At 28.1% G+C, this 24,794-nt stretch carries 26 protein-coding genes, 1 tRNA gene and 2 pseudogenes; 22 read left to right on the top strand and 7 right to left on the bottom strand.

Features of this window, described 5'->3' with window-relative positions:
• From F1B92_RS06730 to F1B92_RS06715, 4 genes are all read right to left on the bottom strand, one after another.
• The coding region (locus F1B92_RS06730; protein ID WP_154571097.1) for a SixA phosphatase family protein at positions 1-453 on the bottom strand (453 nt) is incomplete at its 3' end.
• A 202-nt stretch (positions 454-655) separates the two neighbouring features.
• Positions 656-823: a Type 1 glutamine amidotransferase-like domain-containing protein gene (locus F1B92_RS09210; RefSeq protein ID WP_326833122.1), complete on the bottom strand. Its 168-nt coding sequence runs from the start codon at positions 821-823 to the stop codon at positions 656-658.
• A gap of 35 nt (positions 824-858) precedes the next feature.
• The gene (locus tag F1B92_RS06720; protein ID WP_326833119.1) at positions 859-1,638 is read right to left on the bottom strand and encodes a ferritin-like domain-containing protein; all 780 of its coding nucleotides are present in this window, start codon (positions 1,636-1,638) and stop codon (positions 859-861) included.
• Complete coding sequence (locus F1B92_RS06715; RefSeq protein WP_154571096.1) at positions 1,607-2,155, bottom strand: rhomboid family intramembrane serine protease; 549 nt, start codon at positions 2,153-2,155, stop codon at positions 1,607-1,609. The genes F1B92_RS06720 and F1B92_RS06715 overlap by 32 nt, the downstream gene beginning before the upstream one ends.
• A 127-nt stretch (positions 2,156-2,282) precedes the next feature.
• Here F1B92_RS06715 and murA point away from each other — a divergent pair, with 127 nt between their 5' ends.
• The 18 genes and pseudogenes from murA (at position 2,283) to F1B92_RS06625 (ending at position 18,987) form a co-directional block, all read left to right on the top strand.
• Entirely contained in the window at positions 2,283-3,551 is a 1,269-nt protein-coding gene (gene murA, locus F1B92_RS06710; RefSeq protein ID WP_154571095.1) for a UDP-N-acetylglucosamine 1-carboxyvinyltransferase, read from the top strand.
• Complete coding sequence (locus F1B92_RS06705) at positions 3,544-4,707, top strand: molybdopterin molybdotransferase MoeA (RefSeq protein ID WP_154571094.1); 1,164 nt, start codon at positions 3,544-3,546, stop codon at positions 4,705-4,707. Before murA ends, F1B92_RS06705 begins: the two co-directional genes overlap by 8 nt.
• Before the next feature lie 33 nt (positions 4,708-4,740).
• A tRNA-Gly gene (locus F1B92_RS06700) sits at positions 4,741-4,815 on the top strand.
• A 23-nt stretch (positions 4,816-4,838) separates the two neighbouring features.
• Positions 4,839-5,387 (top strand): UbiX family flavin prenyltransferase, encoded by a 549-nt coding sequence (locus tag F1B92_RS06695; protein WP_154571093.1) that lies wholly within the window; start codon positions 4,839-4,841, stop codon positions 5,385-5,387.
• A gap of 67 nt (positions 5,388-5,454) precedes the next feature.
• Complete coding sequence (locus tag F1B92_RS06690; RefSeq protein ID WP_154571092.1) at positions 5,455-5,856, top strand: DUF4878 domain-containing protein; 402 nt, start codon at positions 5,455-5,457, stop codon at positions 5,854-5,856.
• Positions 5,857-5,893: 37 nt separating this feature from the next.
• Positions 5,894-6,457 (top strand): YiiX/YebB-like N1pC/P60 family cysteine hydrolase, encoded by a 564-nt coding sequence (locus tag F1B92_RS06685; RefSeq protein ID WP_229770964.1) that lies wholly within the window; start codon positions 5,894-5,896, stop codon positions 6,455-6,457.
• Positions 6,458-7,381: 924 nt separating this feature from the next.
• Positions 7,382-7,870, top strand: coding sequence for a pantetheine-phosphate adenylyltransferase (gene coaD, locus F1B92_RS06680; RefSeq protein ID WP_154571090.1), 489 nt, complete (start codon positions 7,382-7,384; stop codon positions 7,868-7,870).
• A complete protein-coding gene (gene tmk / locus F1B92_RS06675; RefSeq protein ID WP_154571089.1) occupies positions 7,854-8,429 on the top strand; it encodes a dTMP kinase in 576 nt (191 codons plus the stop codon). The genes coaD and tmk overlap by 17 nt, the downstream gene beginning before the upstream one ends.
• Complete coding sequence (gene hisS / locus F1B92_RS06670; RefSeq protein WP_154571088.1) at positions 8,426-9,658, top strand: histidine--tRNA ligase; 1,233 nt, start codon at positions 8,426-8,428, stop codon at positions 9,656-9,658. The genes tmk and hisS overlap by 4 nt, the downstream gene beginning before the upstream one ends.
• A complete protein-coding gene (speA, locus tag F1B92_RS06665; RefSeq protein WP_154571087.1) occupies positions 9,648-11,492 on the top strand; it encodes a biosynthetic arginine decarboxylase in 1,845 nt (614 codons plus the stop codon). The genes hisS and speA overlap by 11 nt, the downstream gene beginning before the upstream one ends.
• Before the next feature lie 2 nt (positions 11,493-11,494).
• Positions 11,495-12,007: pseudogene (gene cysE / locus F1B92_RS06660) on the top strand (serine O-acetyltransferase); the annotation flags it as partial.
• A 1,039-nt stretch (positions 12,008-13,046) separates the two neighbouring features.
• On the top strand, positions 13,047-14,222 hold the full coding sequence (locus tag F1B92_RS06655; protein ID WP_154571085.1) for a pyridoxal phosphate-dependent aminotransferase: 1,176 nt from the start codon (positions 13,047-13,049) through the stop codon (positions 14,220-14,222).
• Positions 14,223-14,491: 269 nt separating this feature from the next.
• Positions 14,492-15,247, top strand: coding sequence for a MetQ/NlpA family ABC transporter substrate-binding protein (locus F1B92_RS06650; protein ID WP_154571084.1), 756 nt, complete (start codon positions 14,492-14,494; stop codon positions 15,245-15,247).
• Positions 15,248-15,258: 11 nt separating this feature from the next.
• The gene (locus tag F1B92_RS06645) at positions 15,259-16,041 is read left to right on the top strand and encodes a MetQ/NlpA family ABC transporter substrate-binding protein (RefSeq protein ID WP_195836312.1); all 783 of its coding nucleotides are present in this window, start codon (positions 15,259-15,261) and stop codon (positions 16,039-16,041) included.
• Between the two features lie 23 nt (positions 16,042-16,064).
• Entirely contained in the window at positions 16,065-16,838 is a 774-nt protein-coding gene (locus tag F1B92_RS06640) for a MetQ/NlpA family ABC transporter substrate-binding protein (protein ID WP_154571082.1), read from the top strand.
• Between the two features lie 62 nt (positions 16,839-16,900).
• Positions 16,901-17,344 (top strand): MFS transporter, encoded by a 444-nt coding sequence (locus F1B92_RS06635; protein ID WP_154571081.1) that lies wholly within the window; start codon positions 16,901-16,903, stop codon positions 17,342-17,344.
• A gap of 5 nt (positions 17,345-17,349) precedes the next feature.
• The gene (locus tag F1B92_RS06630) at positions 17,350-18,030 is read left to right on the top strand and encodes an MFS transporter (protein ID WP_326833118.1); all 681 of its coding nucleotides are present in this window, start codon (positions 17,350-17,352) and stop codon (positions 18,028-18,030) included.
• Positions 18,031-18,156: 126 nt separating this feature from the next.
• On the top strand, positions 18,157-18,987 hold the full coding sequence (locus F1B92_RS06625; protein ID WP_154571079.1) for a class I SAM-dependent methyltransferase: 831 nt from the start codon (positions 18,157-18,159) through the stop codon (positions 18,985-18,987).
• On the opposite strand, the gene F1B92_RS06620 is transcribed toward F1B92_RS06625, so the two are convergent.
• The 3 genes and pseudogenes from F1B92_RS06620 to F1B92_RS06605 form a co-directional block, all read right to left on the bottom strand.
• On the bottom strand, positions 18,984-20,153 hold the full coding sequence (locus F1B92_RS06620) for an MFS transporter (protein ID WP_154571078.1): 1,170 nt from the start codon (positions 20,151-20,153) through the stop codon (positions 18,984-18,986). The two genes, F1B92_RS06625 and F1B92_RS06620, sit on opposite strands and share 4 nt — an antisense overlap.
• 135 nt (positions 20,154-20,288) lie before the next feature.
• Positions 20,289-22,061: pseudogene (locus F1B92_RS09205) on the bottom strand (TonB-dependent receptor).
• Between the two features lie 37 nt (positions 22,062-22,098).
• Complete coding sequence (locus F1B92_RS06605) at positions 22,099-22,356, bottom strand: hypothetical protein (RefSeq protein WP_154571077.1); 258 nt, start codon at positions 22,354-22,356, stop codon at positions 22,099-22,101.
• A 116-nt stretch (positions 22,357-22,472) separates the two neighbouring features.
• Between F1B92_RS06605 and F1B92_RS06600 the strand changes: the two genes are divergently transcribed.
• The 4 genes from F1B92_RS06600 to F1B92_RS06590 all read left to right on the top strand — a co-directional run bounded on the left by F1B92_RS06600 (position 22,473) and on the right by F1B92_RS06590 (position 24,451).
• The gene (locus F1B92_RS06600; RefSeq protein WP_154571076.1) at positions 22,473-23,381 is read left to right on the top strand and encodes a helix-turn-helix domain-containing protein; all 909 of its coding nucleotides are present in this window, start codon (positions 22,473-22,475) and stop codon (positions 23,379-23,381) included.
• A gap of 184 nt (positions 23,382-23,565) precedes the next feature.
• Positions 23,566-23,697 carry a hypothetical protein gene (locus tag F1B92_RS09380; RefSeq protein ID WP_268233928.1) on the top strand — a complete coding sequence of 44 codons (132 nt, stop codon included), beginning with the start codon at positions 23,566-23,568 and terminating at the stop codon, positions 23,695-23,697.
• A 99-nt stretch (positions 23,698-23,796) separates the two neighbouring features.
• Positions 23,797-24,171, top strand: a complete 375-nt coding sequence (locus F1B92_RS06595; protein WP_154571075.1) for a YopX family protein — start codon at positions 23,797-23,799, stop codon at positions 24,169-24,171.
• Between the two features lie 49 nt (positions 24,172-24,220).
• Complete coding sequence (locus F1B92_RS06590) at positions 24,221-24,451, top strand: XRE family transcriptional regulator (protein ID WP_154571074.1); 231 nt, start codon at positions 24,221-24,223, stop codon at positions 24,449-24,451.
• The last annotated feature ends 343 nt before the right edge of the window (positions 24,452-24,794 follow it).

The following is a 24,794-nucleotide window of genomic DNA, read 5'->3' as shown; positions in this document are numbered from 1 at the left end:
ATAATCATATATCAAAACTTCTCCAATTTGTGGTTTAATATCTTTAAATCTTAATACATTAAATTCTATACCAAAAAGACCACAGGTTGGGATATTTCCTATAATACTATCACTTAAATTTTCACAAATTTCAGTTATTGATGGATTGTGTCCTACTATAAAAATATTTTTAAATTTATCATCTATATTTTGTATAAATTTCAATAAATTAATTGATGTTATTTCGTATAATTCATCACATACAAAAATATTGTCATTAAATATTAAATTAGAAGTTGTTAAGGTGCGAACCGAAGAGCTTGTAAAGATAGCTTCACCTATAATTTGATTTTGCTTTAATCTTTTTTTTAAAGCAAGAGCGTCATCTTTACCTTTATTACTTAATTTTCTTAAAAAATCATTAACGCCCTCTTTTTTAGCTTTAGCGTGTCTTAAAAAATAGATTTTTTTCAATTTACGACCTTATGTTAAAATGCTGTAATTATATCAAAATCTACTTAAATTTTATAATTTTAAAATCATTTGTAATATCATATACACCACACACAGACCAACTTTCATTCCAACACCTGCTTTCTGGTTATTTTTATCTTTTTAAAAAAATTATAGACATTTTTTATTTAAGTTATCAACTAAATTTAATAAAAAACTCATACTAATTTTTATATTTTATGGCTGATACTTTTAATTCATACTCTTCATTACTTCTTCTAACTCCAGCATATGGTATGAAAAGTATTTCATTCTTGTAATCATCGCCTAAGAATTCTTTAACTAAATTTTTAGCGTGCCTTAAATATCCCGTATCTTTATAAAAAGTAATGCTTGCTTCATTTTTCCCTATTTTAATTTGAGTTTTTAATAATTTTTTAATTTCAAAATCTCATCTTGACTAAAACCAGCACGAATTCTATCAACTTCATTTAGCTCTCTTTTATAGTTTTTAAATTTTGGGTAGTGCTTTAAAACTATATCTAAAAAATCTAAATTTAAATCTTTATTAGCGTAATCAAACCATTTATTGCCCTTTTTTACGTGTGAAATCTCCTCTTCTAGAATTTGTTCTAAAAGTTCTTTTAAACTACCATTATCTATTTTTTTTAAGATAAAATAATTTGCATCAAGACCATTTGCTTCACTATATTTATGTAAAATTGCCATTCTTTCTGCTAAAGAGTGGCTTGTATTTTTTAAAGCAAAAAACAATCCATCATGTACAGCAAAATCACCATATTTAAATCCAAATTTTAAAAGCTCTTTCTCTATCATTGAAAAATGTCTTATCTCATCTTCACAAATTTCTAAAAAATCAACATAATACTCAAAAGGAAGCCCAACAAATCTATAGCAATCATCAAGGGCTATATCGATAGCCGAATACTCAATATGCAATATTGAATGCAAAAATGCTGGTATTTTTTTATCTCCTTTAAATTTTGGTAAATCTTTTGGTGGTAAAATTTGACAAATTTTTGCATAGCTAGGTAAATTTAATGGCTTTGGTTGAAAATTTTCTTCAAATTCAACCTGCCCTGCTCTAAATTTAGAGTAAAATTTTTTAAATTTTGAAAATTTTAGCTCTAAATTACTCTCATTTAAAATTTCTTCAACGCTTTTGTAAAACATATAACTTTCCAAATAAAAATCCTATTATAAATCCAAAAATATGAGCATACCAAGCAACATTTATGCCAATTAAAATCGGCACAAAACTGATCAATAAAACAGATAAAATCAAGCCCTTTCTAAGCCTAATATCCAAATAAGAAAAAAAACCTAAAAGCACACAAATCATCCCACTTGCACCCACTAAATTTACTATAGTTTTCAATGAATAAAATGTATAATAAGTGTAAGATAAGCTTAATAAAGAAGTCAAAATTCCACCCACAAAACAAAGAAAAATAAATTTAACTTTTCCTAGATGATTTTCTAAAATTGTTCCAAATTGATAAAGTACAGCCATATTCATAATAAGATGCATTAAATTTGCATGCAAAAACATCGTAGTTAAAATTTGCCAATAAAATCCATTAAAAAATAGATAATTTAACCCAAAATAAAGCATAAAAGCATCATCTCTTAATATAAAATTTTCTAAAATATAAATTATAAAATTCAAAACTATAAGAAAGATTGTTATTGATGATTTCATTTAAATTCCTAAAACGTTTTTAATTATTTTATCAAATTTTATTAAATTTACACTTTAATTGCCAATTTATATATTTGTAAATAAAAATTTTGTATAATCGCAAGATAAATTAAAATTTAGGAATGATATGGATTATTTAAAAATAAAAGGTGGTCAAAAACTTAGCGGAAGCATTTCTATAAGTGGCTCTAAAAATGCCGCTCTACCACTTATAGCTCTTAGTATTTTAAGTAAAAAAATGGTAGAAATTTTAAATTTACCAGATGTTGTGGATATAAAAACTTTAATAAAACTTCTTTCAAATTTAGGTGCAAATGTTGATTTTAAAGATCCGCACTCTTGCTTTATTGATACTAATTTTATCAACTCAACAAAAGCAACATATGATATCGTCAGAAAAATGAGAGCTTCTATTTTAGTTTTAGGACCGCTTCTTGCTAGATTTGGGCATTGTGAAGTATCTTTGCCTGGTGGATGTGCAATTGGTGCAAGACCTATTGATTTGCACTTATCTGCATTAGAAAAGATGGGTGCTGATATTAAAATAAAAGATGGATATGTGATAGCAAGTGCTAAAAATGGCTTAGTTGGAGCAAATATTAGCTTTGATAAAATTACAGTTACTGGAACTGAAAACATAATAATGGCAGCAGCATTAGCTAAAGGAAAAACAACAATTATAAATGCAGCAAAAGAGCCTGAAGTGGTTATTTTATGTGAAATTTTAAGCAAATTTGGAGTCAAAATTGAAGGGATTGGCACTGATGAGCTTGTAATTTTTGGAAGAGATAAAGAGCTTTTAGAAATAGATAAAATTTATGTTATACCTGATAGAATCGAAGCTGGAACGTATCTTTGTGCTGGAGCTATTACAAATTCTAAAATAACCATAACAAAATGCGAGCCAAAACATCTAAAAGCTGTTATTGCAAAACTAGAAGATATGGGATTTAGTTTTGAAATAAAAGGTGATAAAATCACTATTTTACCAGCAAAACAGATAAAACCAATAGAAATAGTTACAACAGAATACCCAGGTTTTCCAACAGATATGCAAGCACAATTTATGGCTATTTGCTGTATTGCTAGTGGAGTAAGTGTGATAGATGAGAGGCTTTTTGAAAATCGATTTATGCATGTAAGTGAGCTTTTAAGAATGGGAGCTGATATCAAGCTAAATGGACACATTGCAACTATAAATGGTAAAAATTTAGAAGGCACCGATGTAATGGCTACCGATTTAAGGGCTAGCTCAGCTCTTGTTTTAGCGGCACTTGTAGCAAACGAAGTTACAAAAGTACATAGGATTTATCATCTTGATAGAGGTTATGAAAATTTAGAAGGAAAACTCTCAAATCTGGGAGCAAAAATAGAAAGATTAAAAGAAAATGATTAACGAAATTTTAAATAAAATAGATATACAAAATAGCAATTTAACAAAAAAAGTCTCTTTAAGAGAGTGTGTTGGTGAAATTTTAGCTACAGATTTAGTGTCTAAAAAAGATCTGCCCTGCTTCGATAATGCTGCACTTGATGGATATGCTTTTGATTATGATGAAGTTGGATTAAATTTAAAAGTGGCAGGAACCATATTTGCAGGCGATAAAAAAAAATATACTTTAAATAAAGGCGAATGTTTTAGAATTATGACAGGTGCTATAATGCCAAATGGTGCAAATACGGTCGTAAGATTAGAAGATGCTAAATTTCAAAATGAGCTTTTAATGACAGATAAAAATATAAAGAAATTTAACGCTTTTAGATTAAAAGGTGAAGAGATTAAAAGTGGGGAAATTTTACTAAAAAGTGGGGAAATTTTAACCCCTGCGAAAGTTATGCTTTTAGCAAGTCAAGGAATTAGTGAAATTTTAGTTTTTAAAAAACCAAAAGTTATTATATTTTCAAGTGGTGATGAGTTAAAAGAGCCGTGGCAAGAGGCTGATGATAGTGAAATTTACAATGCCAACTCAAGTGCAATTATGGCTATTTTAAACGAATTTGATTGCAAATATGGAGGCATAATTCCAGATGATTTAGAAAAAACTCAAAATTTAATTGAAAATTCCAATAAATTTGATGTCATAATAACAAGCGGAGGTGCAAGTGTGGGCGATAAAGACTATATGCACGAAGCTTTACAAAAATTAGGATTTAAACAAATTTTTGATCACATAGATATAAAGCCTGGTCGTCCCACAAAATGCTACAAAAAAGATGAAAAAATCGTTTTTGTTCTTCCTGGAAATCCAAGTGCTGCGTTTTTATTGTGCTTTTTGGTTGTTTTACCGACTCTAAAAAAATTATCTGGTCAAAAAGAAAACTTTTTTAGAAAAATAAAAACAAAAATGAGTGGAGATTTGAAGCTAAAAAGCGGTCGTATGAATATTGTTTTGGGTAAATTTGAAGATGAAGTTTTTAAAGCAACCAATTTAGGAGTTTTAGGCTCTGGTGCGATAATGCCGTTAGTAAATTCAAATGCTTTATATATCTCAAAAAATAATGAAGATATGCTAAAAGACACTCAAGAATTAGAAATTTTTATGTTAATTTAAGGAAGATGATGATAAAATCTCAAACTCATTTAAGCGGGAATAGCTCAGGGGTAGAGCATAACCTTGCCAAGGTTAGGGTCGCGAGTTCGAATCTCGTTTCCCGCTCCATCTACTTAATCTAGGTTAAACTTATGAAAATCTTACTTTGTATCACTGGAGCTAGTTTAGTAAATTTAGGGCTCAAAATGATAACTCATCTTGAGAATGAGTGTGATTTATTTGTGATTTTAAGCAAAAATGCAAAAATAGTTTTAGAAAAAGAAAATAGCTTTAAATTTAATATAAATAGCTATAAAAATACAATCTTTTTTAACGATGATGAAATTTATCAAGCCCCTGCATCAGGCTCATTTGGTATAGATAAAACTATTATTGCTCCCTGCTCTATCAATACTTTAGCTAAAATTTCAAATGGTATAAGCGACACTTTAATTACAAGAGCAGCTGCTGTCTCTTTAAAGGAACAAAAAAAATTAATCTTAGGTGTCAGAGAGATGCCATTTTCAGCCATATCTTTAGAGCAAATGAGTAAGCTTTCAAATTTAGGAGTTGTTATATCGCCCCCTATTTTAGGAAGTTATGCTGGATTTAAAAGTGTTGAAGAGATAGAAAATTTCATCATCGGTAAATGGCTTGATTTGCTTGAAATTAAACACAATTTATATAAAAAATGGAGTTAAGCTTTTATTTGGTTTTAAAGATATTTGCTATATAATTTCTCGAAATTTTAACAATCAGGAGATAGATATGAAAAAAATTTTAGTTGCTATAATGGCTATGTTTTTGTTTATTGGATGTGGTTCGCCAGAAAAAGAAGCAGAAAAAGTTGCCATAAAATTTACAGAGTATTTTTTTGAATCAAACACTGAGGAGGTATTTAAACTTATCTATTTATCAGAGCAAGATTTGGCTATAGAAGGTATCGAAGAATTAGTTAAAGGCAAATTATTAAGCATTATGGGTACACAAAAAGAAAAAATTAAAAAAATGGGTGGCGTAAAAAGCATAACTGCATTATCTAGTAAAATAAGCGAAGATAAAAATACAGCCATTGTTGAATTAGAGATAATATTTAAAAATAAAGAAGTTAAGTTAGATAAAATAAAATTAAAAAAAGATCATAAAGATAATTGGAAAGTAAAATTATAAAATATTTTATATGTTATTAAAATCGCTAAAATGCTTATTGTGCTTTATTTTATTTGTTGCAATAAGCATTTTTTTATATCAAAATTTTAAATTCAAAACACACAAATTTAATCTTCAAAATATCCCAAATTTAGAAGTAGGAGATTTGATATTTCGTCACGGAAATACCATAGATAGTATTATTATCTCTAATAAAAGCGACTTTAAATACTCACACGTTGGTGTCATAATAAAAACTGAACCGATTTTAATCATCCACGCAACGCAAAAAGAAAATGATGATAAAGTAAGCATTATAACTCTTAATGAATTTTTAAATAATGCTACTGATTTTGGTATAGCTAGAGTTAAATTTATAAATGATAAAAATAGAATTTTTTTTATAAATGATCTTAAAAATAGTTTTGGAAAGAAATTTGTTTTAAGTAAAAAAGGTGATGAGAATTTATACTGCACTACTTTAATTGAAAATTCTTTATCAAAAATAAGTAAATTTGAGCCAATTTATCAAGATATAGATTTTATGTTTATAGATGGGAAATATCTATTTCCAGCGGGTATTTGGTATGATAAAAATATAGAAATTTTATATGAAAATTAGCATTGTGCTTGTAGATAAATTTAAAACTATACTTTAGTTTAAAATTTCTAGTCAAATTCGTTTTTCTTGATTCGCCTTTTTAGGTGGGTTTTATTGATATTATTTTTAAAATATTTTTTATTGTCTAAATTTATGTTTTAAACTAAGTGATATATTTTTGCTAATTTAGTAATTGATATAATCGTCGTTAAATTTATTTTAGAAGGCATTAAATGAGTGGCTTTGGCTATTAAAAAAGCTTATGCAAATTACGTAAATTCTAACGGTAGAGTAAAAAAAGAGTATTGGTATTTTAAACTTTTTATATTATTTTTTATTCTAGATTTCATTGTTTTTGCAAGAGACTCTAAAATTTTTAGTGATTTGTTTTATTAAATTCTTTTCTTCCACTTTTAGCTGTTTTGGTGCTAGAAGACTTCACGACACTAATGGTTAGTGGCTTTTGTTGCAATAATACTTTACAATAGAGGTTATAATTTTTTTATTTTTCTTTATTTTAGATAGCAATACTAGCGATAACAACTATGAAACCCAAAAATTGGTGATTTATAAAATATATTTTATTAGAGAAAAAATCTAAAATTAGACTTTTTACATTATTTATAGTTTTATAAAGCTTAACTTTGCAAAATTCTCATCAAATTTATTATAAATTTAGTTTTATACTATATTAAATTTATACCAAATAAACTTATTTTAATCATATTGGTTTTAGTTTTATCTATAATAAATTCCGCCAATTATAATCTTATTTCTAAGACAATAAACTAGCTTAATTCTATTTACTATCTCCTTTATTATTAAGCTTTTAAAAATATTGTAATTTTTCTCTATTTTGTCTAATTTTTCCTTATTATTTTTTATATTTTCTTTTAAATTCAGTATTTTTAGATAAAATAACCAGAAATTTTAAAAGGTATTGATTTGAGAAAAGCGTGTATTTATCCCGGGACTTTTGATCCCATCACAAACGGACATATTGACATTATAAAAAGAGCTTTAAGATTTTTTGATAAAGTTGTAGTTGCAGTTGCCATAAATTACTCTAAAAAGCCATTTTTTGATATAGAAAAAAGACTTGAGATGGTTAAAATTTCAACTTCAAATTTAGGAAATGTTGAGGTAAAAAGCTTTGATAATTTATTAGTTGATTTTTGTAAAAACGAAAAAGTTGCAACTGTGATTAGAGGACTTAGAGCTGTTAGCGACTTTGAATATGAGCTTCAAATGGGTTATGCAAACGCATCTTTGTGGGAGGAATTTGAAACTGTTTATCTTATGCCAACTTTGCAAAATGCTTTTATAAGTAGTTCTGTTGTTCGCTCGATAGCCTATTATGGCGGCGATGTAAGCCATTTGGTACCAAAAGAGATTTTAGATTATATAAAGGGAGTAAATGCTAGTAACATTTGAAGGAATTGACGGAGTTGGAAAGACAACTCAACTAAATTTACTAAAAGAAATTTATAAAGACGCTATTTTTACAAAAGAACCAGGTGGAACCAAATTTGGAGAGCAATTAAGAGAAATTTTGCTAAATCAAAATATCTCTTTTAGAAGTGAAATTTTACTTTTTTTGGCTGATAGAAGTGAGCATTATGAAAGAGTTATTAAACCAAATTTAGGTAATTTAATAATAAGTGATAGAGGATTTATCTCAGGTGTAGCTTATGCTATGGCAAATGACCCAAGCTTAGATATAGAAAATTTGATGCTATTTAATAAATTTGCATTAAATAATGACTTTGGAAGTAAATTTGTATTTTTTAAAATAGATGAAAAAAGCCTTATTTCACGCCTAAATTTAAGGCATACTAGCGATAATATAGAAAAAAGAGGGATAAAATACCTTTTAAGAGTTCAAGACTATATGCAGATGATATTTAAAAATAGCAAATTTAATGTTTTAGAAATTGATGCAAATGATGAGATTTTAAATATCCACAAAAAAATCAAGGAGTTTATAGGATGATACAAGCTTTAAGAGGGATGAAAGATATCATAGATGATGGGGATTTATATCAGTATATAGTTAAAATTTGCGAAGAGATTACTCTAAATTTTGGATATAAATTTATAGAAACTCCAAAGCTTGAACAAACTTCACTTTTTATTAGAAGCGTTGGAGAAAGTAGCGATATAGTAAATAAAGAGATGTATCAGTTTATTGATAAAGGTGGAAATGATGTTTGCCTTAGACCCGAGGGAACTGCTGGGGTTGTAAGAGCTTTTATAGAACATAAATTTGATAGAGCTGGTGGAGTTAGAAAATACTTTTATTATGGCTCAATGTTTCGCTATGAACGTCCTCAAAAAGGAAGATTAAGAGAGTTTCATCAATTTGGCATAGAGTGCTTTGGAGAAAAAAGCGTTTATGAAGATGCTAGTGTGATTATAATAGGAGCCGAAATTTTAAATCGCCTTGGCATAAAAACGACACTTAAGATAAATTCTTTAGGCGATAAAGAGTGTATGCCAAAATATAAAGCAAAGCTAGTTGAGTATTTAAATAGCCTTGATGGACTTTGCCAAGACTGCCTAAGAAGAATTGATACAAATCCTATAAGAGTGCTTGATTGTAAAAATGAAAATTGTCAAAATTTACTAAAAAACGCTCCTTTAATAACTGAAAATTTAAACGATGAGTGTCAAAAAGATTTTGATAAGCTTAAAGAAATTTTAACTAATAACAATATTAAATTTGAAGTAGATCCAAAGCTTGTTCGTGGGCTTGATTACTACAGTAAAACAGCATTTGAGTTTATAAGCGATGAAATCGGCTCTCAAAGTGCAGTTTTAGGCGGTGGTAGATATGATAACTTAGTTGAGTATTTAGGTGGGCGTCAAACTTACGCAGTTGGCTTTGCTATGGGAATTGAGCGGATTATGGAAATTTTAAAATCTCGCACTCAAAGCGATGAAAGAAAAGGAATTTATCTATGTGCTTTAGATGATAAATTTATAGATGAAATTTATAAACTTGGATTAAATTTAAGAAAAACTCATAATGTCGAAACTAACTATGAAGCAAAAAATCCTGCAAAACATCTAAAATCTGCTGATAATTTAAATAAAAAGATATTTTTATGTTTAGGTGAAAATGAGTTTAAAAATAACGAAATTTGGTATAAGAATTTAGATAATGGCGATGATGAAAAGCTAAATTTAAATGATTTAGAAAGGTTTTTAAATGCTAGATAAAAAGTATGGTATTGGAATTTGGGGAGATTCAAATTTCATAATAGAAGATGGGGAGGTTTGTTTAAATACTGATTTTAAACCATCTTTATTAGATATAGTAAAGCAATTAAGAAAAGAAGATGTAAGAGGACCTGTTCTTCTTCGCTTTCCACATCTCATAAAAAAACAAATAGTTGAAATTTACTCAAATTTTGCACGAGCTATGAGAGAGTCTGAATATAGCGGAAATTTTAGTGCCGTTTATCCTCTAAAAGTAAATCAATACCCTGGCTTTGTAAAAAACTTAGTTGAGCTTGGAAAACCATTTAACTACGGACTTGAAGCAGGAAGTAAGCCAGAGCTTTTACTTGCTATGGCATATAATAACTTTGGTGCCCCAATTACAGTAAATGGCTTTAAAGATAAAGAACTAATTAATATAGGCTTTATCGCTGCTGAAATGGGGCACGATATAACTCTTACAATTGAAGGCTTAAGCGAACTTGAAGCTATAATAGAAACTGCAAAAGAGAGATTTACGCCAAAACCAAATATTGGTCTTAGAGTTAGACTTCATAGTACTGGTAGCGGAATTTGGCAAAAAAGTGGCGGGATAAATTCTAAATTTGGGCTAACTTCAACTGAGTTAATTGAGGCTATAAATTTACTAAAAGAGGCAAATTTGCTTGATAAATTTACAATGATACATTTTCACATTGGATCTCAAATAAATGAAATTCATCCACTTAAAAAGGCTTTAACCGAAGCTGGAAATATTTACGCTGAACTTCGCAAAATGGGTGCTACAAATTTAAAAGCTATAAATTTAGGTGGTGGGCTAGCGGTTGAGTATTCTCAAGTAAAAGATTCAATGCAAAGAAACTACACTTTAAGAGAGTATGCAAATGATGTCGTGTTTTTATTAAAAACAATTGCAAATTCAAAAGATGTCGTTGAGCCTGATATTTTTATAGAATCAGGCAGGTATATAGCAGCAAGTCATGCTGTTTTAGTGGCTCCAGTGCTAGAGCTTTTTTCTCAAGAATACACAGAAACAAAGCTAAATTTTAAAGCTACAAATCCGCATATTATAGATGAACTTTACTATCTTTACCAAAATATAAAATCATCAAATGCTTTAGAATACCTCCACGATGCAATTGCACATATGGATAGCATTTTGACTTTATTTGATTTAGGTTATGCTGATTTAACAGATAGGTCAAATGGCGAAATTTTAGTGCATTTAATCATTAAAAAATCAATTCCTCTTTTAGGAAATAAATACAATTTAACAGATATTTTAGATATACAAAATGAGGTTCAAGAGAGGTATTTAGTAAATTTTTCTTTATTTCAGTCATTGCCTGACTTTTGGGGTCTAAAACAGCACTTTCCAATAATGCCTCTAAATAGACTTGATGAAATTCCAACAAGATCAGCTTCTATTTGGGATATAACTTGTGATAGCGATGGAGAGATAGAATTTGATCCAAAAACAAATCCTTTATTTTTGCATGATATCGATGCAAGTAAAGAGGAGTATTTATTAGGATTTTTCTTAGTTGGAGCATATCAAGAGGTTTTAGGGATGGATCATAATCTCTTTGTTCATCCAACAGAAGCCACTGTGGTATTAAAAGATGATGGAAGTTTTGAAATACAAAATCTTTTAGAATCTCAATCAGTTATAGATATTTTAGATGATATGGATTATGATATAGATGAGATTCAATATATCCTAAATCAAAGGATAGAAAAATCAGATCTTGTAGATGAGAAGCAAAAAAAGCATATTTTGGGCGAACTTTATTTATTTTTAAATGACAATGGATATTTAAAATCAATAGGCTAAAGATGAGTTTTTTACAAATTTTAAAAGAGGATTTTACACAACCAAAAGCTCAAGATCCGGCTTTTGGTAGTTATGTTGAGATATTTTTTAACTATCCTGGTGTTTGGGCTTTGATAAATCATCGTTTTGCACACTATCTTTATCGTAAAAATTTTAGACGCATAGCAAGAGTGATATCTGGAATTTCAAGAATTTTTACAGGTGTTGATATGCATCCTGGAGCCGTTATAGGAAGAAAAGTCTTTTTTGATCATGCAACAGGTATTGTCATAGGAGAAACCGCTATAGTGGGAGATGAAGTACTTTTATATCAAGGCGTAACACTTGGAGGTGTTAGTTTAGAAAAAATTAAACGCCATCCTACTTTAGAAGATGGTGTTATAGTTGGAGCTGGGGCAAAAATTTTAGGCAATATAACTATTGGCAAAAACTCTAAAATAGGTGCAAATGCAGTAGTTACAAAAGATATACCGCCAAACTCAACTGTCGTTGGAATACCTGGCAAAATCGTGAAGTAAATTTAAAATCATCTTAAGTAAGATGGCCCTACTAAATACTTGAAAAATTTTATAAATTTAGACTTTATGTGCAAAATATTTGCTGAAATTTTGACTAAAATCTAAATTTATTGATACTAAAACTACCTATTTTGCGATAATTAATCTCTTTTTGAATTTTAGCTTTTAATTTATCACTTCTAATAGTATATGTTATAATTTTCATCGATAGCTTGTTTCATCATATTTTCGGTAAAATCCTCCATTAATTTTGATAACTTTTTTATAAAATCTCCAAATCCCATCTTATCTCCTTATTAAAAATTTTATTTAAACTTATCATTTTACTTATATAATTATAGGTTCATCACTCATCATCATTTTATCAAATTCATTAAAATCTTGATATTTTAACTCCATTCCAAAAACTCTGTTTATATCGGCTAAACTTGAAGTAAATCACTTTGAGTCTTTAAAATTAATAGATTTTTGTAAATCAGAAAAATAGCTATCAAGACTCAATTTTAGATTTTTATATTTAGTATCTATTAAATTTTCAAGTTTTTATTGTCTTTAATTAATTGTTGTAAAAATTCATTCACAATAGCCTCTATTTTAACTCTATGAGCCCTACTCTTTAAAAGACTAGCGTGCAATCCAAATAAATAATTTATCATTTTATATCAACTACAATTGCAAAAGCTCTATCAACTATCGCTAAATCGGAGATATAAATGAAGCATTATAGGTAAAAGCTAGCTTTTATGTTTGCTTTAAAACCTAGTAAGTCTATAATTGTCGCAAAAGAAAACATATTTGAATCTTTGTCTATAGGTTTTCTGAAATAAAAATTTGCATATTTTGATTGATTAAATTGATAAATTTAGACTCTTTTTTAAAAGCATTACTAAGTTTTAAATCTTATTATCTTCAATGGCGATTAAATGCCAAATTCCATTTAGTTAAAAATAAAAATAAAATTTAAAATATTATGCTATTTATTAGAATTTGATATAATTAAAAGTTCATAAAATTTTTAAAAATAAGAGGAGTTTAAATGTTAGCAAAAAGAGTTAAAAATATATCAGAATCAATAACAATAGCTATTAGTACTCTTGCAAAAGAGTTAAAGGCAAAAGGTGAAGATGTGCTTATTTTTAGTGCTGGAGAGCCTGATTTTGATACACCAAAAGCCATTAAAGATGCTGTAATACAAGCACTTGAAGAAAAATGTAAATGTTCAAAATACACACCTATTCCAGGCACAAATGATATTTTAGAAGCAATTGCTTATAAATTAAAAAAAGATAATAATTTAGAGTATAAAACATCTCAAATTTTAACAAATGTTGGAGCTAAACACTCTTTGTTTAATCTTTTTCAAGTTTTATTAGAAGAAGATGACGAGGTGATAATTCCTGCACCATATTGGGTTAGTTATACAGAAATAGTTAAATTTTGTGGTGCAAAGCCTGTAATTATTAACACTGACGAGAAAAATGGTTTTAAATTAAATGCAAATGATCTAAAAAAAGCTATCACCAACAAAACTAAATTAATAATTTTTAATATGCCATCAAATCCAACAGGTGCAGTTTATAGTAAAGATGAGATTGCTAGTTTGGGTGAAGTTTTGAAAGATACAAATATAATAGTAGCTAGTGATGAAATTTATGAAAAATTAACTTATGAAGGCGATTTTACATCTGTAGCTAGCGTAAGCGAAGATCTTTTTAAAAGAACAATAACCATAAATGGCTTAAGTAAATGCGGTGCTATGCCTGGCTGGAGATTTGGATATATGGCTAGTGCAAATGAAGAGATAATTAAAGCTTGCAAAAAACTTCAAAGTCAAAGCACTTCAAATATTAGCTCTTTAGTTCAAATAGGTGCAATTCCTGCATTAATGGGAAAAACAGATGAAGATATTAAATTTATGAAAAATGAATTTCAAAAAAGAAGAGATTTAGTTTATGCACTGTTTCAAGATGTAGAAAATCTTAGCTTAGTTAAGCCAAATGGTGCTTTTTATGCTTTTGTGAATTGCAAAAAGATAGATGAAGATTCTATGAGATTTTGTAAAAAATTACTAAATGAAGCAAAAGTGGCTGTTGTGCCAGGGATAGGATTTGGAATGGATGGATATTTTAGATTTTCTTTTGCAACAGATGAAAAGAGCATTATTGAAGGTATAAAACGAATTTCAAATTTTGTTAAAAATTATCAAATTTAATTAAAGATGGGGCTATCTCCATCTTTTAATTATTATTTAAGCAAAATTCGCTAGAATTACAAAATTATTTTTAAAGAAAGGATACGATATGAAATCAGATATGTGCGAGATGTATGGTTTAGAGTTTAGTTGTCAAATGACTTAAAAGCACTTATTATAAAATTTCTTTTTAAGTGCTTGTTAAACATTTAAAAAGGAATTTTATGATTTCAATACTTTTAAATTTCATAAATTCAGTTTTAAATGGTTTTATTTATTAAAGGAAATTTATGAAAAGTATTATTAAAACATCGATTTTAAGTTTAATCTTATCACTTAATTTATCTGCTAAAACTATTCATGTTGGAGCAGTTCCAGTCCCTCACGCTGAAATTTTAGAAGTTGTAAAACCACTTTTAAAAGAAAAAGGCTATACTCTTCAAATCACTGAAATGGATGATAAGATTTTAAATCAAGCCTTAAATAGTGGTGATATAGATGCAAATTTTTATCAACATAAACCGTATTTGGATGAATTTAACAAAGAGCATAAAACAGATCTTGTAGAATTAGTGGGTGTTCATATTGAACCAATGACGATTTATAGTAAAAAAATCAAAAATTTAAAAGAGTTAAAAAATGGTTCTAAAGTTAGCATTCCAAATGATCCTATAAACGAAAAAAGAGCTTTAATTTTGCTAGATAAGGCAGGGTTGATAAAATTTGATGCCAAAAATTTTATTATTACCAAAAATGATAAAAATTTAAAGATCATCACTCTTTTAGCAGCTACTCTTCCAAGAAGTATAGATGATGTAGATATATCTATAATTAGCACTTCATACGCTCTTGCTGGCGGGCTTGATCCAAAAATTCACGGTCTTTTTGTTGAAGATAAAGATAGCCCTTATATAAATATCGTAGCTATAAAAAGAGGAAATTTAGGCGGTGAGAAATTTGAAGCTTTAAAGAAGGCTTTAAATTCAGATAAAGTTAGAGATTTTATAGAAAAAACGTATAAAAACTCAGTAATTCCTGCGTTTTAAATCGATAAAGGATGAATATGAAAAAGATATTTAAATTAGTCTTGTTAAATTTAATTTTAGTGTCAAATTTGCTTTCTTCTAAAATTATAGTCGGTGCCTCACCTGTGCCACACGCTGAAATAATTAATTTCATAAAACCAGACTTACAAAAAGCTGGATATGATGTAAAGATAGTTGAATTTAATGATTATGTTATACCAAATTACGCTTTGGAAAATGATGAAATCCATTTTAACTTCACAATCGGACTTCCATATATGAAAGAATTTAATAGAGAAAAAGGCACTCATATGGTTGCAGTTGCTGGAGTCCATATAGAGCCACTTGGAGTTTATAGCAAGAAAATCAAAAGCTTAAATGAGTTAAAAAACAGAGCTAAAGTTACCATTCCAAATGATGTTTCAACTGAAACAAGGGCTTTAAGACTTCTTGAAAAAGCAGGACTTTTAAAGCTAGATAAAGCAGATGCTGAGTTTGTAACGGTCTTAGATATCTTAGAAAACCCTAAAAATTTAGAAATTATAACCCTTGAGCCAGCTAGTGTTCCAAGAAGCTTAGATGATACAGATATCGCAGTTATAAATGCAAATTTTGCATTATCGGCTAATTTAAGTCCAAAGAATGATTCTTTATTTTTAGAAGATAAAGACAGCCCTTATTTAAATGTTTTGATAGTAAAAGAAGGCAATGAAAATCTTCAAAGCACAAAAGATTTTGTAAAAATTATTACGAGTGATAAAGTAAGAGAGTTTATAGAATCAAAATATGATGGTTCTATTATACCAGCGTTTTAAAAATTTATAAAAAAGGATAAATTATGAAAAAATTATTTACAAGTTTAGTAGCAGTTTTATGCTTAAGCACTTCGCTTTTTGCAGAAAAAATTGTAGTTGGTGCCACACCTGTTCCACATGCTGAAATTTTAGAAGCTGTAAAAGGCGAGCTAAAATCAAAAGGATTTGATTTAGAAGTTAAAGAGTTTAATGACTATGTTATCCCAAATTTAGCCACACAAGATGAGGATCTAGATGCAAATTTTTTCCAACATATTCAGTATTTAGATGAATTTAATAAAAACAAAGGCACAAATTTAGTTAAAACTGTTGGCGTTCATATAGAACCAATGGGAATTTACTCTAAAAAAATTAAAAATCTTAACGATTTGCCAAACAAAGCAAAAGTATCGCTTCCAAACGATCCTACAAATGAGAGCAGAGCTTTAGATTTACTAGAAAATGCAGGACTTATAAAGCTTGATAAAAGCGTAAAACTCAAAACTCCACTTGACATTATAGAAAACCCTAAAAATTTAGAATTTATAGAAGTTGAAGCAGCAAGTGTGCCTAGAACTTTAGATGATGTAACAATAGCGGTTATAAATACAAATTTTGCTTTTAACGCAGGGCTAAATCCTTCAAAAGATGCTCTTGCAATCGAAGGCAAAGATAGCCCTTATGTAAATATCGTTGTTGTTAAACAAGGAAATGAAAATAGCCCTAAAACAAAAGCTTTAAATGAAGCTTTAACAAGTCAAAAAGCTAAAGATTTCATTGAAAAAAAATATAGCGGTGCGATAATTCCAGCGTTTTAATTTATTATCAAGGTAGAGCTTTCTACCTTGATTTAAATCACTAATCCCCACTAAGGCTCTTAATGAGAAATTTTGTAATAATTTGCATTGTAAATTTTTCTTTATATTTTTCAACATATCTTACTATGATAAGTGAAACAAACTACGCCAAAATAGAACTTTTTGCTTTAACTAGCACCTCTGGATTAATTACTTTTGTTTATGTTTTGGGTCTTATTTTTAGCACACTTATTTTTGGCAAATTTGTAGATAGAGTAAATTTGAAAAAAGCTTTATTTATAATTATTGGGCTTGAGGGAGTTATAACTTTTGGCTATTTATTTGCAAATAGCATAGAAATTTTACTAATTTTAAGAGTTTTAACTGGGATTTTATTTGGGATAGGAACTTGTATTTGCAATACTACAATTTCTAAAATCATACCTGAGAGTAAAAAAGGCGTGGGGATAGGTTATTTTAGTTATCATCTCATCGGCTATTTCGCCATTTTTGGCTATTTGGTTTAACTCTAATGGCTTATATAAACAGAGTTTTTTTTCTTGCAATGATATCTTTTATTATAAGTTTTTTTGCAATTTTATTTCTGAATTTAAAAGAGATAAAAATTTATAAAGCTCCTATAAAACAGCTTCAAATTTCAAATTTTATTGAGATAAAAGCAGTGCCAATATCAAGCGTGGTTTTTATAGCTGGGTTTTCATATGGTTCTATACTTGCGTTTTTAAGCCTTTATACACAAAATTTAAATTTAACTTCAGGGGTATTTTATTATCCATTTTACTCAGTTTTTGCCATAGTTTCAGTTTGGATTTATGGCAAAATATTTGATGATAAAAAAGAAAATTTTGCCACAATGCTATCGCTTTTTTTATTTTTTATAAGCCTCATTGTTTTATCAAAAGCAAAAAATAATTTTCATATTTTAATATCAGCGTTTTTTCTTGCTTTTGACTGGGCAAGCATAAAAAGCCTTTGTCAAACTATCGCCATAAAACTATCACCTAAAGATAAAATCGGTCTTGCAAACTCAACATTTTTTATCTTTGTAAATTTAGGAATAGGAATAAGTCTATATATTTTAGGAATGTTTGAGCCAATTTTTGGATTTAGAGGAGTTTATCAAATTTCAGCTTTTGCTTTAATTTTAGGAATGATTTTTTACTATAAATTTGTTTGGAAGAGTTTTAAATAGATGTTTTTATTTAAGATGGCTTTATTTTAATTTTTGCAAATTTCACTAAATTTATTTCCAAATTCATTAACTAGAGTTACCAAATTTATATATAATTATAATATTAATTTTAATAAAGGTAGTGCCATGCAAACGTCCAAGAACAAAGAAAAAATAAGTTTTAATAACACAGTTAGCGAAACTTTGCTTATAAATTTATACTTTAGAGCTAAAGAAAATGAGCTTAAAAACCCTATTTTAAAAGATGAGTTTTCAGGCGAAGTTGTAAAAAAAATTGATTATGATTTTAGTAAATTTGATAAAAGCAAATTAAGCAGAGTTGGAACTATTATAAGAGCTAAGTTTTTTGATGATGAACTTTTAAAATTAAATAATGAAAATTTAGTCATTGTTCAAGTTGGAGCTGGACTTGATACAAGACCACTTAGGCTTGAGAACAGCTTTAAAAATGCTTATTTTTATGATCTTGATTTGCCTGATGTAATAAATTTAAGAGATAATCTTATCCCAAAAGCTAAAAATAACTTCTATTTATCAACCTCTATGCTTGAAACTGCTTGGATGGATGAGCTAAAATCTAAGCATGAAAACGCTAAATTTATCTTTATTTTAGAAGGCGTTAGTATGTATTTTTGCCAAGATGATTTAAAAGAGTTTTTTATAAATTTAGCTTCTAGATTTAACGGGCTTATAATGGCTGATTTTATGAATAAATTTGCGGCTTATAAATTTGATAATAAGCATCACGATGCGATGAAACATATAAAAAATGCCAAGTTTAAATTTGGCATTGATGATGAAAGCGAGATTTTAGCGTGGGATGAAAGAATTCAATTTGTTAAAAAAGGTGTTATGTTTGATATGCATAGAAAAAGATGGGGGCTTTTAGGAAATATCGTAAGGCTTTTTAAAAGAGTTAGATATTCATGCGTGATGTATGTTTTTAAGATAAATTAAATTAACCCTAATTTATCTTTTACCAAATTTATATAAACAAAAGTAACCAAACACAAACCCGATGATAAAACAATTACAAATTTATATCCTAAAAAACTTGCTATTAGCATACCTAAATAAAACGATATAAATTGAAATAACATAGAAATACTACTTTGTATAGCAATTTGACTAGCTGGATTTACTCTATTAGCCTTACTCATCATAATAGTATTTAAAACAACACCATTTGATACATAAAAGCCAATCATTAATGAAACTATTAAAATAACTATAAATTTAGAAGTTTGTATAGGTAAAAGCATTGTTAAAATAACTATGCTCATTAAAATCATCATAAGTAAAAGAGCGTTTATTAATTTTAGTTTTTTTATAATAAATGAAACCAAAAAAGAGGTAATTATAGCAAATAGTGTCCCATATATATGAACCACGCTTCCTATATCACTAAGTCCCCATCCACTATCAACTAAAATTGGAGTTAATAGTCCATAACTCATACATATTCCAAATGCTCCAAGTATCATCACACTTATCCATATTTTTTCATCTTTTATAAAGATAAACATAGATTTAAAATCTAGCTTTTTATCTAAATTTATTGTAGATTTTTCCTCTTTAAACAAAGCCATATATAGCATAGCTATTAAAACTAATGATATTAAAAACATAGATGAAATTTGAAGTCCAAATTTATCATAGATTATTAGTGTTACACCTGAGCCTAAAATATGTCCTATTAAATTTCCACTTGCTTTAAATGAGTTTGCTAAGCTAAGTTCATTAGTTTTAAATATTTTATGTATTAAAGCCCCAGATCCTATATCATTAGTTGCTGATAAAAAGCCCATTATTGCTGCTAATAATATTAAGATAACTAAATGCTTATTTACATCTAAAAAACTTACTACTATTAAAGTAAGTATCATTAAGGCTTGAATTTTAATAATAAAGCTTTTGTATAATCCAGTTTTTGATACTATTTTATCTACAAAAGGAGCCCATAGTCCTCTAAATGCCCAAAATATAATAGTAAAATATAAAAGCCCTACTTTTTCAAGCCCTACTCCACTTTGTCTAAATATAACAACCAAACCCTCCATCAAAAATCCAGAACTTACATATCCAGTTAGATAAAGCATAAAAACCAAAACATATCTTTTCAAATTTAATCCTTTTTTGTCGTAGTAAATAAAATGGTGATTTTAAAACCAAACCCCCATCACGCCATATGCTCTTTTGCATAATTTCTCATTCTATTATTGCCTCAGCATTTTTTAAAAGCTTTTTATAATAAATTTTTAAAAGTAATACTTAAATCCCACTCCAAATTTCCTTGGATTACTATAGTTTATATAAGCCCCATCTCTTCCAAAAAAAGCTGCTTCGATATGCTCTTCATCGCCGATATTTTCTATAAAAGAGTAGATATCTAAATTATTATAGATATATCCTACTATTAAATCAGCACTTACCCACGCATTTTGCTTTTCATTATTTGCAGCGTTTAGATATTTATTTCCTTGTGAGTAAATATCAAGCCTTGAGTAAAATCCGCTTTGGTGATGATAGTTAAGTCCTACACTTAAGGTATAATCAGGTGTATTTTCTATCTTATTTCCTTTAGCTGTTTTATCTGTAATATACTCCTTGTATTCTGTATCAATTAGACCAAATTTTGCATCTACGCTAAAATTTTCATTTATATCATATATAGCCTCAAGCTCTAATCATTGTGATTTAGCTTTTCCACCGTTACTTACTCTATGTATTCTACTTGTACCACTTCCAACTATTTCAAAGAGATGCATATCATCTATATCCATATAAAATAAATTTGCTCCAAACATTAGCCTATCATCCAAGAAAAATCCCCTAAATCCTATCTCATAGTTATCGCTTATTTGTGAATTAAATTTGTTATTATCTATGTCTCCAGTTGGTGTTAATCTATTAAATCCTCCTGGCAAATAGCCCCTACTATATCCTGCGTAAATATTAAAACTATCATTTATTTTATAATTAAGTGCAATTTTTGGTAAAAATTTATTCCACGAAGTATCAGCATTTAGAGTATAAGATGGTTGTGCTAAGTGCATTCCAATTGGATATTTATAGGATTTTAGATTGATATTTTTTTCTATTCTTTGATATCTTCCGCCCAAAGTTAAAGTTAAGTTATCTAAAATGTCATAACTTCCTTGACCAAAGATAGCATAAGTATTTGCCGTACTTTTCATAGGAGTATCAGACTCTATATTTTTTTGATTAATAGCCATCTGTCTTCCTGCTCTTATATGCGTAGTATCTTCTTTTTCATAGTAAAGTCCAGCTACCCATCTAAATTTATCACTATTTAAACTTGATAGCTTTAGTTCTTGTGAAAAAGTATCAAGCTCAGCATCTTGAAAGATCTTAAAACCATCTTGCTTATTTCCATAAGTACCATCAATATCATACCGACGAATATTATCTATCTCTTTATATGTTGTGGTTGAGCTAAATTTAACACTGTTAAAATCATACTCTAAATTTAAGCCTGCTGTGATAGAGTCAGTTTCATAAAATGTATCTACATCAAATCCTGAGTTTTTAACCTTGTCTCTAGAAAGCTCTTTTACTTTGCCAAATGGCATATACGCACCCGTTTTATCTCTATCAACCATAAGAGATAAATTTAACTTTAATCTATCTATTGGCCTATAAGTTAAGGTAGTATTAAAGCGGTAGATTTTCTCATCATTTACGTCGCTTCCGTTATATGTATTAGTCATCCAGCCATCAGTTTTATTAAAATATCCACCTAAATTTAAAAATAAAATATCATCTACTATAGACCCACCTAAATTTAAATTTGTCATAATTGTGTTATCTTCTGCGTATTCAGCTCCAATGCTTCCGCCCCACTCATTTGATGGCTTTTTAGTAATGATATTTATAACTCCACCAATTGAATCTTTTCCATAAAGAGCTCCCCCAGGCCCTCTTAAAACTTCAATTCTCTCAACATTTTCAAACTGAGCTTCATACCCATAGGTGTTAGTTTGAGGTATTCCATTTATATAAAAAGTTATGGGATTTGAGTTTGTAAAAGTAGATGAGTTTATCTCTCTAAAAATTTATATTATTGGCTTCCATAAATTTAAATTGATTTGTGTTTGGAATTTGTCTAACTAGCTTTTTAATGCTTCTTATCCTTTTGTCTTCAAGCTCTGTTTCATCGATAACAGTAATAGCGTGCGGGATATCGTTAATGCTTTCTTCCATCTTTTGAGCTGTAACAGTAATCTGACTTAAAGAGATTTTATCTGCATATAAAAAATTTATAGTTATCAAAGATACTGCTAAACCTTTGCTTAACTTTTTCATTTTGTTTCCTTTTATAGTTATTTAATAGTTTTTCGTGTATAATTTTATAAAAAACAAAAATAATTATCAATATTTAATTAACGATAAAAATAATAAATTTAACGGAAAAAAAATAAATGAGCAAAATCATTAGAAATTATGAATTTCTAGAAAACTTGAAAGAAAAAAATCTTATAAAAATAGATGGCTTAAAGAAAAGTTTTAGTTATCAAGATAGAAATTTTAAGATGAAAATGTCTGTTTATGATTTGCAAAATGGCATACTTTATCGCACAACAAATATCTTACTAAATGAAGATATAACTTTTATAAAAAATTTTGCTGATAATTGCCATTTTTTGCACTTTAATACTTTAAATTCTTCGTCTGTTTGCCCTATAAATGGTAAAAGAGCTATATTAAATACAAATCAAGTCTGGACAGGTTCTATCATAAAAGATTTTAAAGGAAAAATGGACTTTTTAGGAAATACCCATCAAATTCAATCAATCATACTTAATGATAATTTAATAAAAGAATTTAATGTTTTTAATCACTTAAATCCACTAAATGATTATTTTCATATAAAATCTTCAAATATCTCTAAATTTCAAAACCAAATTTTAAACGAACTTAGAAACGCTGATATTTATAGTGGGAAGTTAAAAGAGCTATTTATTGAGAGTAAAGTTTTAGAACTACTTTTTATAACTTTTTCAAATTTAAGCATTAACGATAACAAAACAGCACAAAGAGCAAAGGAACTTTTACTAAAAGACTTATCAAGCCCACCAAGTATAAAAGAGCTAGCCAAGGCTTGCACTACAAATGAAGTTAGTTTACAAGAGAGTTTTAAAAAACAGTTTAAAAATACAATCTATGGATACTTAAAAGATGAGAGATTGAAAGTTGCTTTTGAGCTTTTAAAACGAAAAGATGTTAATGTAAGCGAAGCTGCTAAAATAGTAGGATATAATAGCCTTAGCCATTTTACAAAAATTTTTAAAGATAAATATGGCGTTTTACCTAGTAATATAGCTAAATAATTGGTTGAAAATTTATTTTATTTTTAATTTAATTAATAAAAACATAAAACAAACACGCAAATTAAGGCTTTTATGGATTTTAAGGGCATTTCTATTCACTAGATTTTACACACTTTTACGCTATTTTATAATAAAATCAGGAACAAGTCAGACACAAAATGGGCACAAAAAAAGGAGCAAAAAAATGATAAAAGGCGTGATATGCGATTACTCAAAAAGTCTTTTTGAGGTTAGAGGAATTTATATCGTATGCAAAAGCACAAATAAGATTGTAGATAAGATAAAGAATTGGAAAAGCATAGTGTTACGCTTTTAAAAGGTAAAATAAGAAATAGATACTATTTTACCATCAATATAAAAGAATTTAGCATAACAAATCTTTTATATCAAAACAACATTTTAGAAAGGATAATTAATGGAAAATTTAAAATTTAAGGCTTGGATAAAAAAACAGAATAAAATAACCGAAGTTAAGGCTATATTCTTTAAAGAAAATAATACTTTTGTAGAGACAAAACACAACATATATAACATTAAAGAGGTTCATTTAATGCAACACATAGGATTAAAAGATAGAAACGGTGATGAAATCTACGAGGGGCATATATTGAAAGACATCTACACTGGTAAAAGGTCATTTATTCACTTTATAAATGGAAATTTTTATTTAATAGACGATGGGAACTATTTCTCTTCTTTGTATTGTTTGGATACAAAATATTATGATATCGCTGGTTATGTTTATGATGACAAGGAGTTGTTACAAACGATAGATACCATTAAGATATAAATATAAATTTAAAAAATAAAGTGTATAATAATAATAAAAAAGGTTAAATATGGTTGATGAAAACATAGTTAAAAAGGTTTGTAAAGAGTTAAATTTAACGTATAGACAATTAGGCGAGCTTATAGGGTATAGTGAGGGGAGATTAAAACAACTTGCTATTACAGAGCCAGGCGAACAGGTAGAAAAAGTTTGTAAATTGCTTTTAAAAGTTAATGAGCTAGAAACTGAATTAAAAAAACAAAATGAATTAAAAAAGCTACTAAAAGACTTCATTTCTTAGGACTAATCAAAAATGATTAGTCCTAAAAGTTATAAAAACTAACTAAAATCAGAAAATAAATTATAAAATTATACTTTTAACCTTGACATTAGTTTGTATTTATGTTATAATTACAGCATAAAAGTTATAAAACATAACTTTTAAATCTAAGAAAGGAGTTAAAAGATGGAAACTATAACCGCCGTAATCGGTTTAATTTCAGCTTTGATACAGCTTATCGTAATACTTTACGAAGCTAAGAAAAAATCAAAGTAGCAAAGGGGAGCAATCCCCTGCGTCATCTTTTAACCCTGCAATTATACCATAAAGGAGCAAAAAATGGTTGATTTAGTTCAAAGTATTT

It is taken from the genome of Campylobacter portucalensis (assembly GCF_009690845.1).
GTDB lineage: Bacteria > Campylobacterota > Campylobacteria > Campylobacterales > Campylobacteraceae > Campylobacter_B > Campylobacter_B portucalensis.
Note: the sequence above shows the minus strand (reverse complement) of the source record. Positions and strands in the feature narration are given on the sequence as shown.

Bases quoted from the DNA above. Each gene is read 5' to 3' on its own strand.
- F1B92_RS09380 (WP_268233928.1), top strand. From the start codon at position 23,566: ATGATAAAAGGCGTGATATGCGATTACTCAAAAAGTCTTTTTGAGGTT.
- F1B92_RS06625 (WP_154571079.1), top strand. From the start codon at position 18,157: ATGCAAACGTCCAAGAACAAAGAAAAAATAAGTTTTAATAACACAGTT.
- speA (WP_154571087.1), top strand. From the start codon at position 9,648: ATGCTAGATAAAAAGTATGGTATTGGAATTTGGGGAGATTCAAATTTC.
- F1B92_RS06705 (WP_154571094.1), top strand. From the start codon at position 3,544: ATGATTAACGAAATTTTAAATAAAATAGATATACAAAATAGCAATTTA.
- tmk (WP_154571089.1), top strand. From the start codon at position 7,854: ATGCTAGTAACATTTGAAGGAATTGACGGAGTTGGAAAGACAACTCAA.
- F1B92_RS06655 (WP_154571085.1), top strand. From the start codon at position 13,047: ATGTTAGCAAAAAGAGTTAAAAATATATCAGAATCAATAACAATAGCT.
- hisS (WP_154571088.1), top strand. From the start codon at position 8,426: ATGATACAAGCTTTAAGAGGGATGAAAGATATCATAGATGATGGGGAT.
- F1B92_RS06695 (WP_154571093.1), top strand. From the start codon at position 4,839: ATGAAAATCTTACTTTGTATCACTGGAGCTAGTTTAGTAAATTTAGGG.
- F1B92_RS06590 (WP_154571074.1), top strand. From the start codon at position 24,221: ATGGTTGATGAAAACATAGTTAAAAAGGTTTGTAAAGAGTTAAATTTA.
- F1B92_RS06690 (WP_154571092.1), top strand. From the start codon at position 5,455: ATGAAAAAAATTTTAGTTGCTATAATGGCTATGTTTTTGTTTATTGGA.
- murA (WP_154571095.1), top strand. From the start codon at position 2,283: ATGGATTATTTAAAAATAAAAGGTGGTCAAAAACTTAGCGGAAGCATT.
- F1B92_RS06600 (WP_154571076.1), top strand. From the start codon at position 22,473: ATGAGCAAAATCATTAGAAATTATGAATTTCTAGAAAACTTGAAAGAA.
- F1B92_RS06595 (WP_154571075.1), top strand. From the start codon at position 23,797: ATGGAAAATTTAAAATTTAAGGCTTGGATAAAAAAACAGAATAAAATA.
- F1B92_RS06605 (WP_154571077.1), bottom strand. From the start codon at position 22,356: ATGAAAAAGTTAAGCAAAGGTTTAGCAGTATCTTTGATAACTATAAAT.
- F1B92_RS06635 (WP_154571081.1), top strand. From the start codon at position 16,901: ATGAGAAATTTTGTAATAATTTGCATTGTAAATTTTTCTTTATATTTT.
- F1B92_RS06640 (WP_154571082.1), top strand. From the start codon at position 16,065: ATGAAAAAATTATTTACAAGTTTAGTAGCAGTTTTATGCTTAAGCACT.
- F1B92_RS06715 (WP_154571096.1), bottom strand. From the start codon at position 2,155: ATGAAATCATCAATAACAATCTTTCTTATAGTTTTGAATTTTATAATT.
- F1B92_RS06650 (WP_154571084.1), top strand. From the start codon at position 14,492: ATGAAAAGTATTATTAAAACATCGATTTTAAGTTTAATCTTATCACTT.
- F1B92_RS06645 (WP_195836312.1), top strand. From the start codon at position 15,259: ATGAATATGAAAAAGATATTTAAATTAGTCTTGTTAAATTTAATTTTA.
- F1B92_RS06630 (WP_326833118.1), top strand. From the start codon at position 17,350: ATGGCTTATATAAACAGAGTTTTTTTTCTTGCAATGATATCTTTTATT.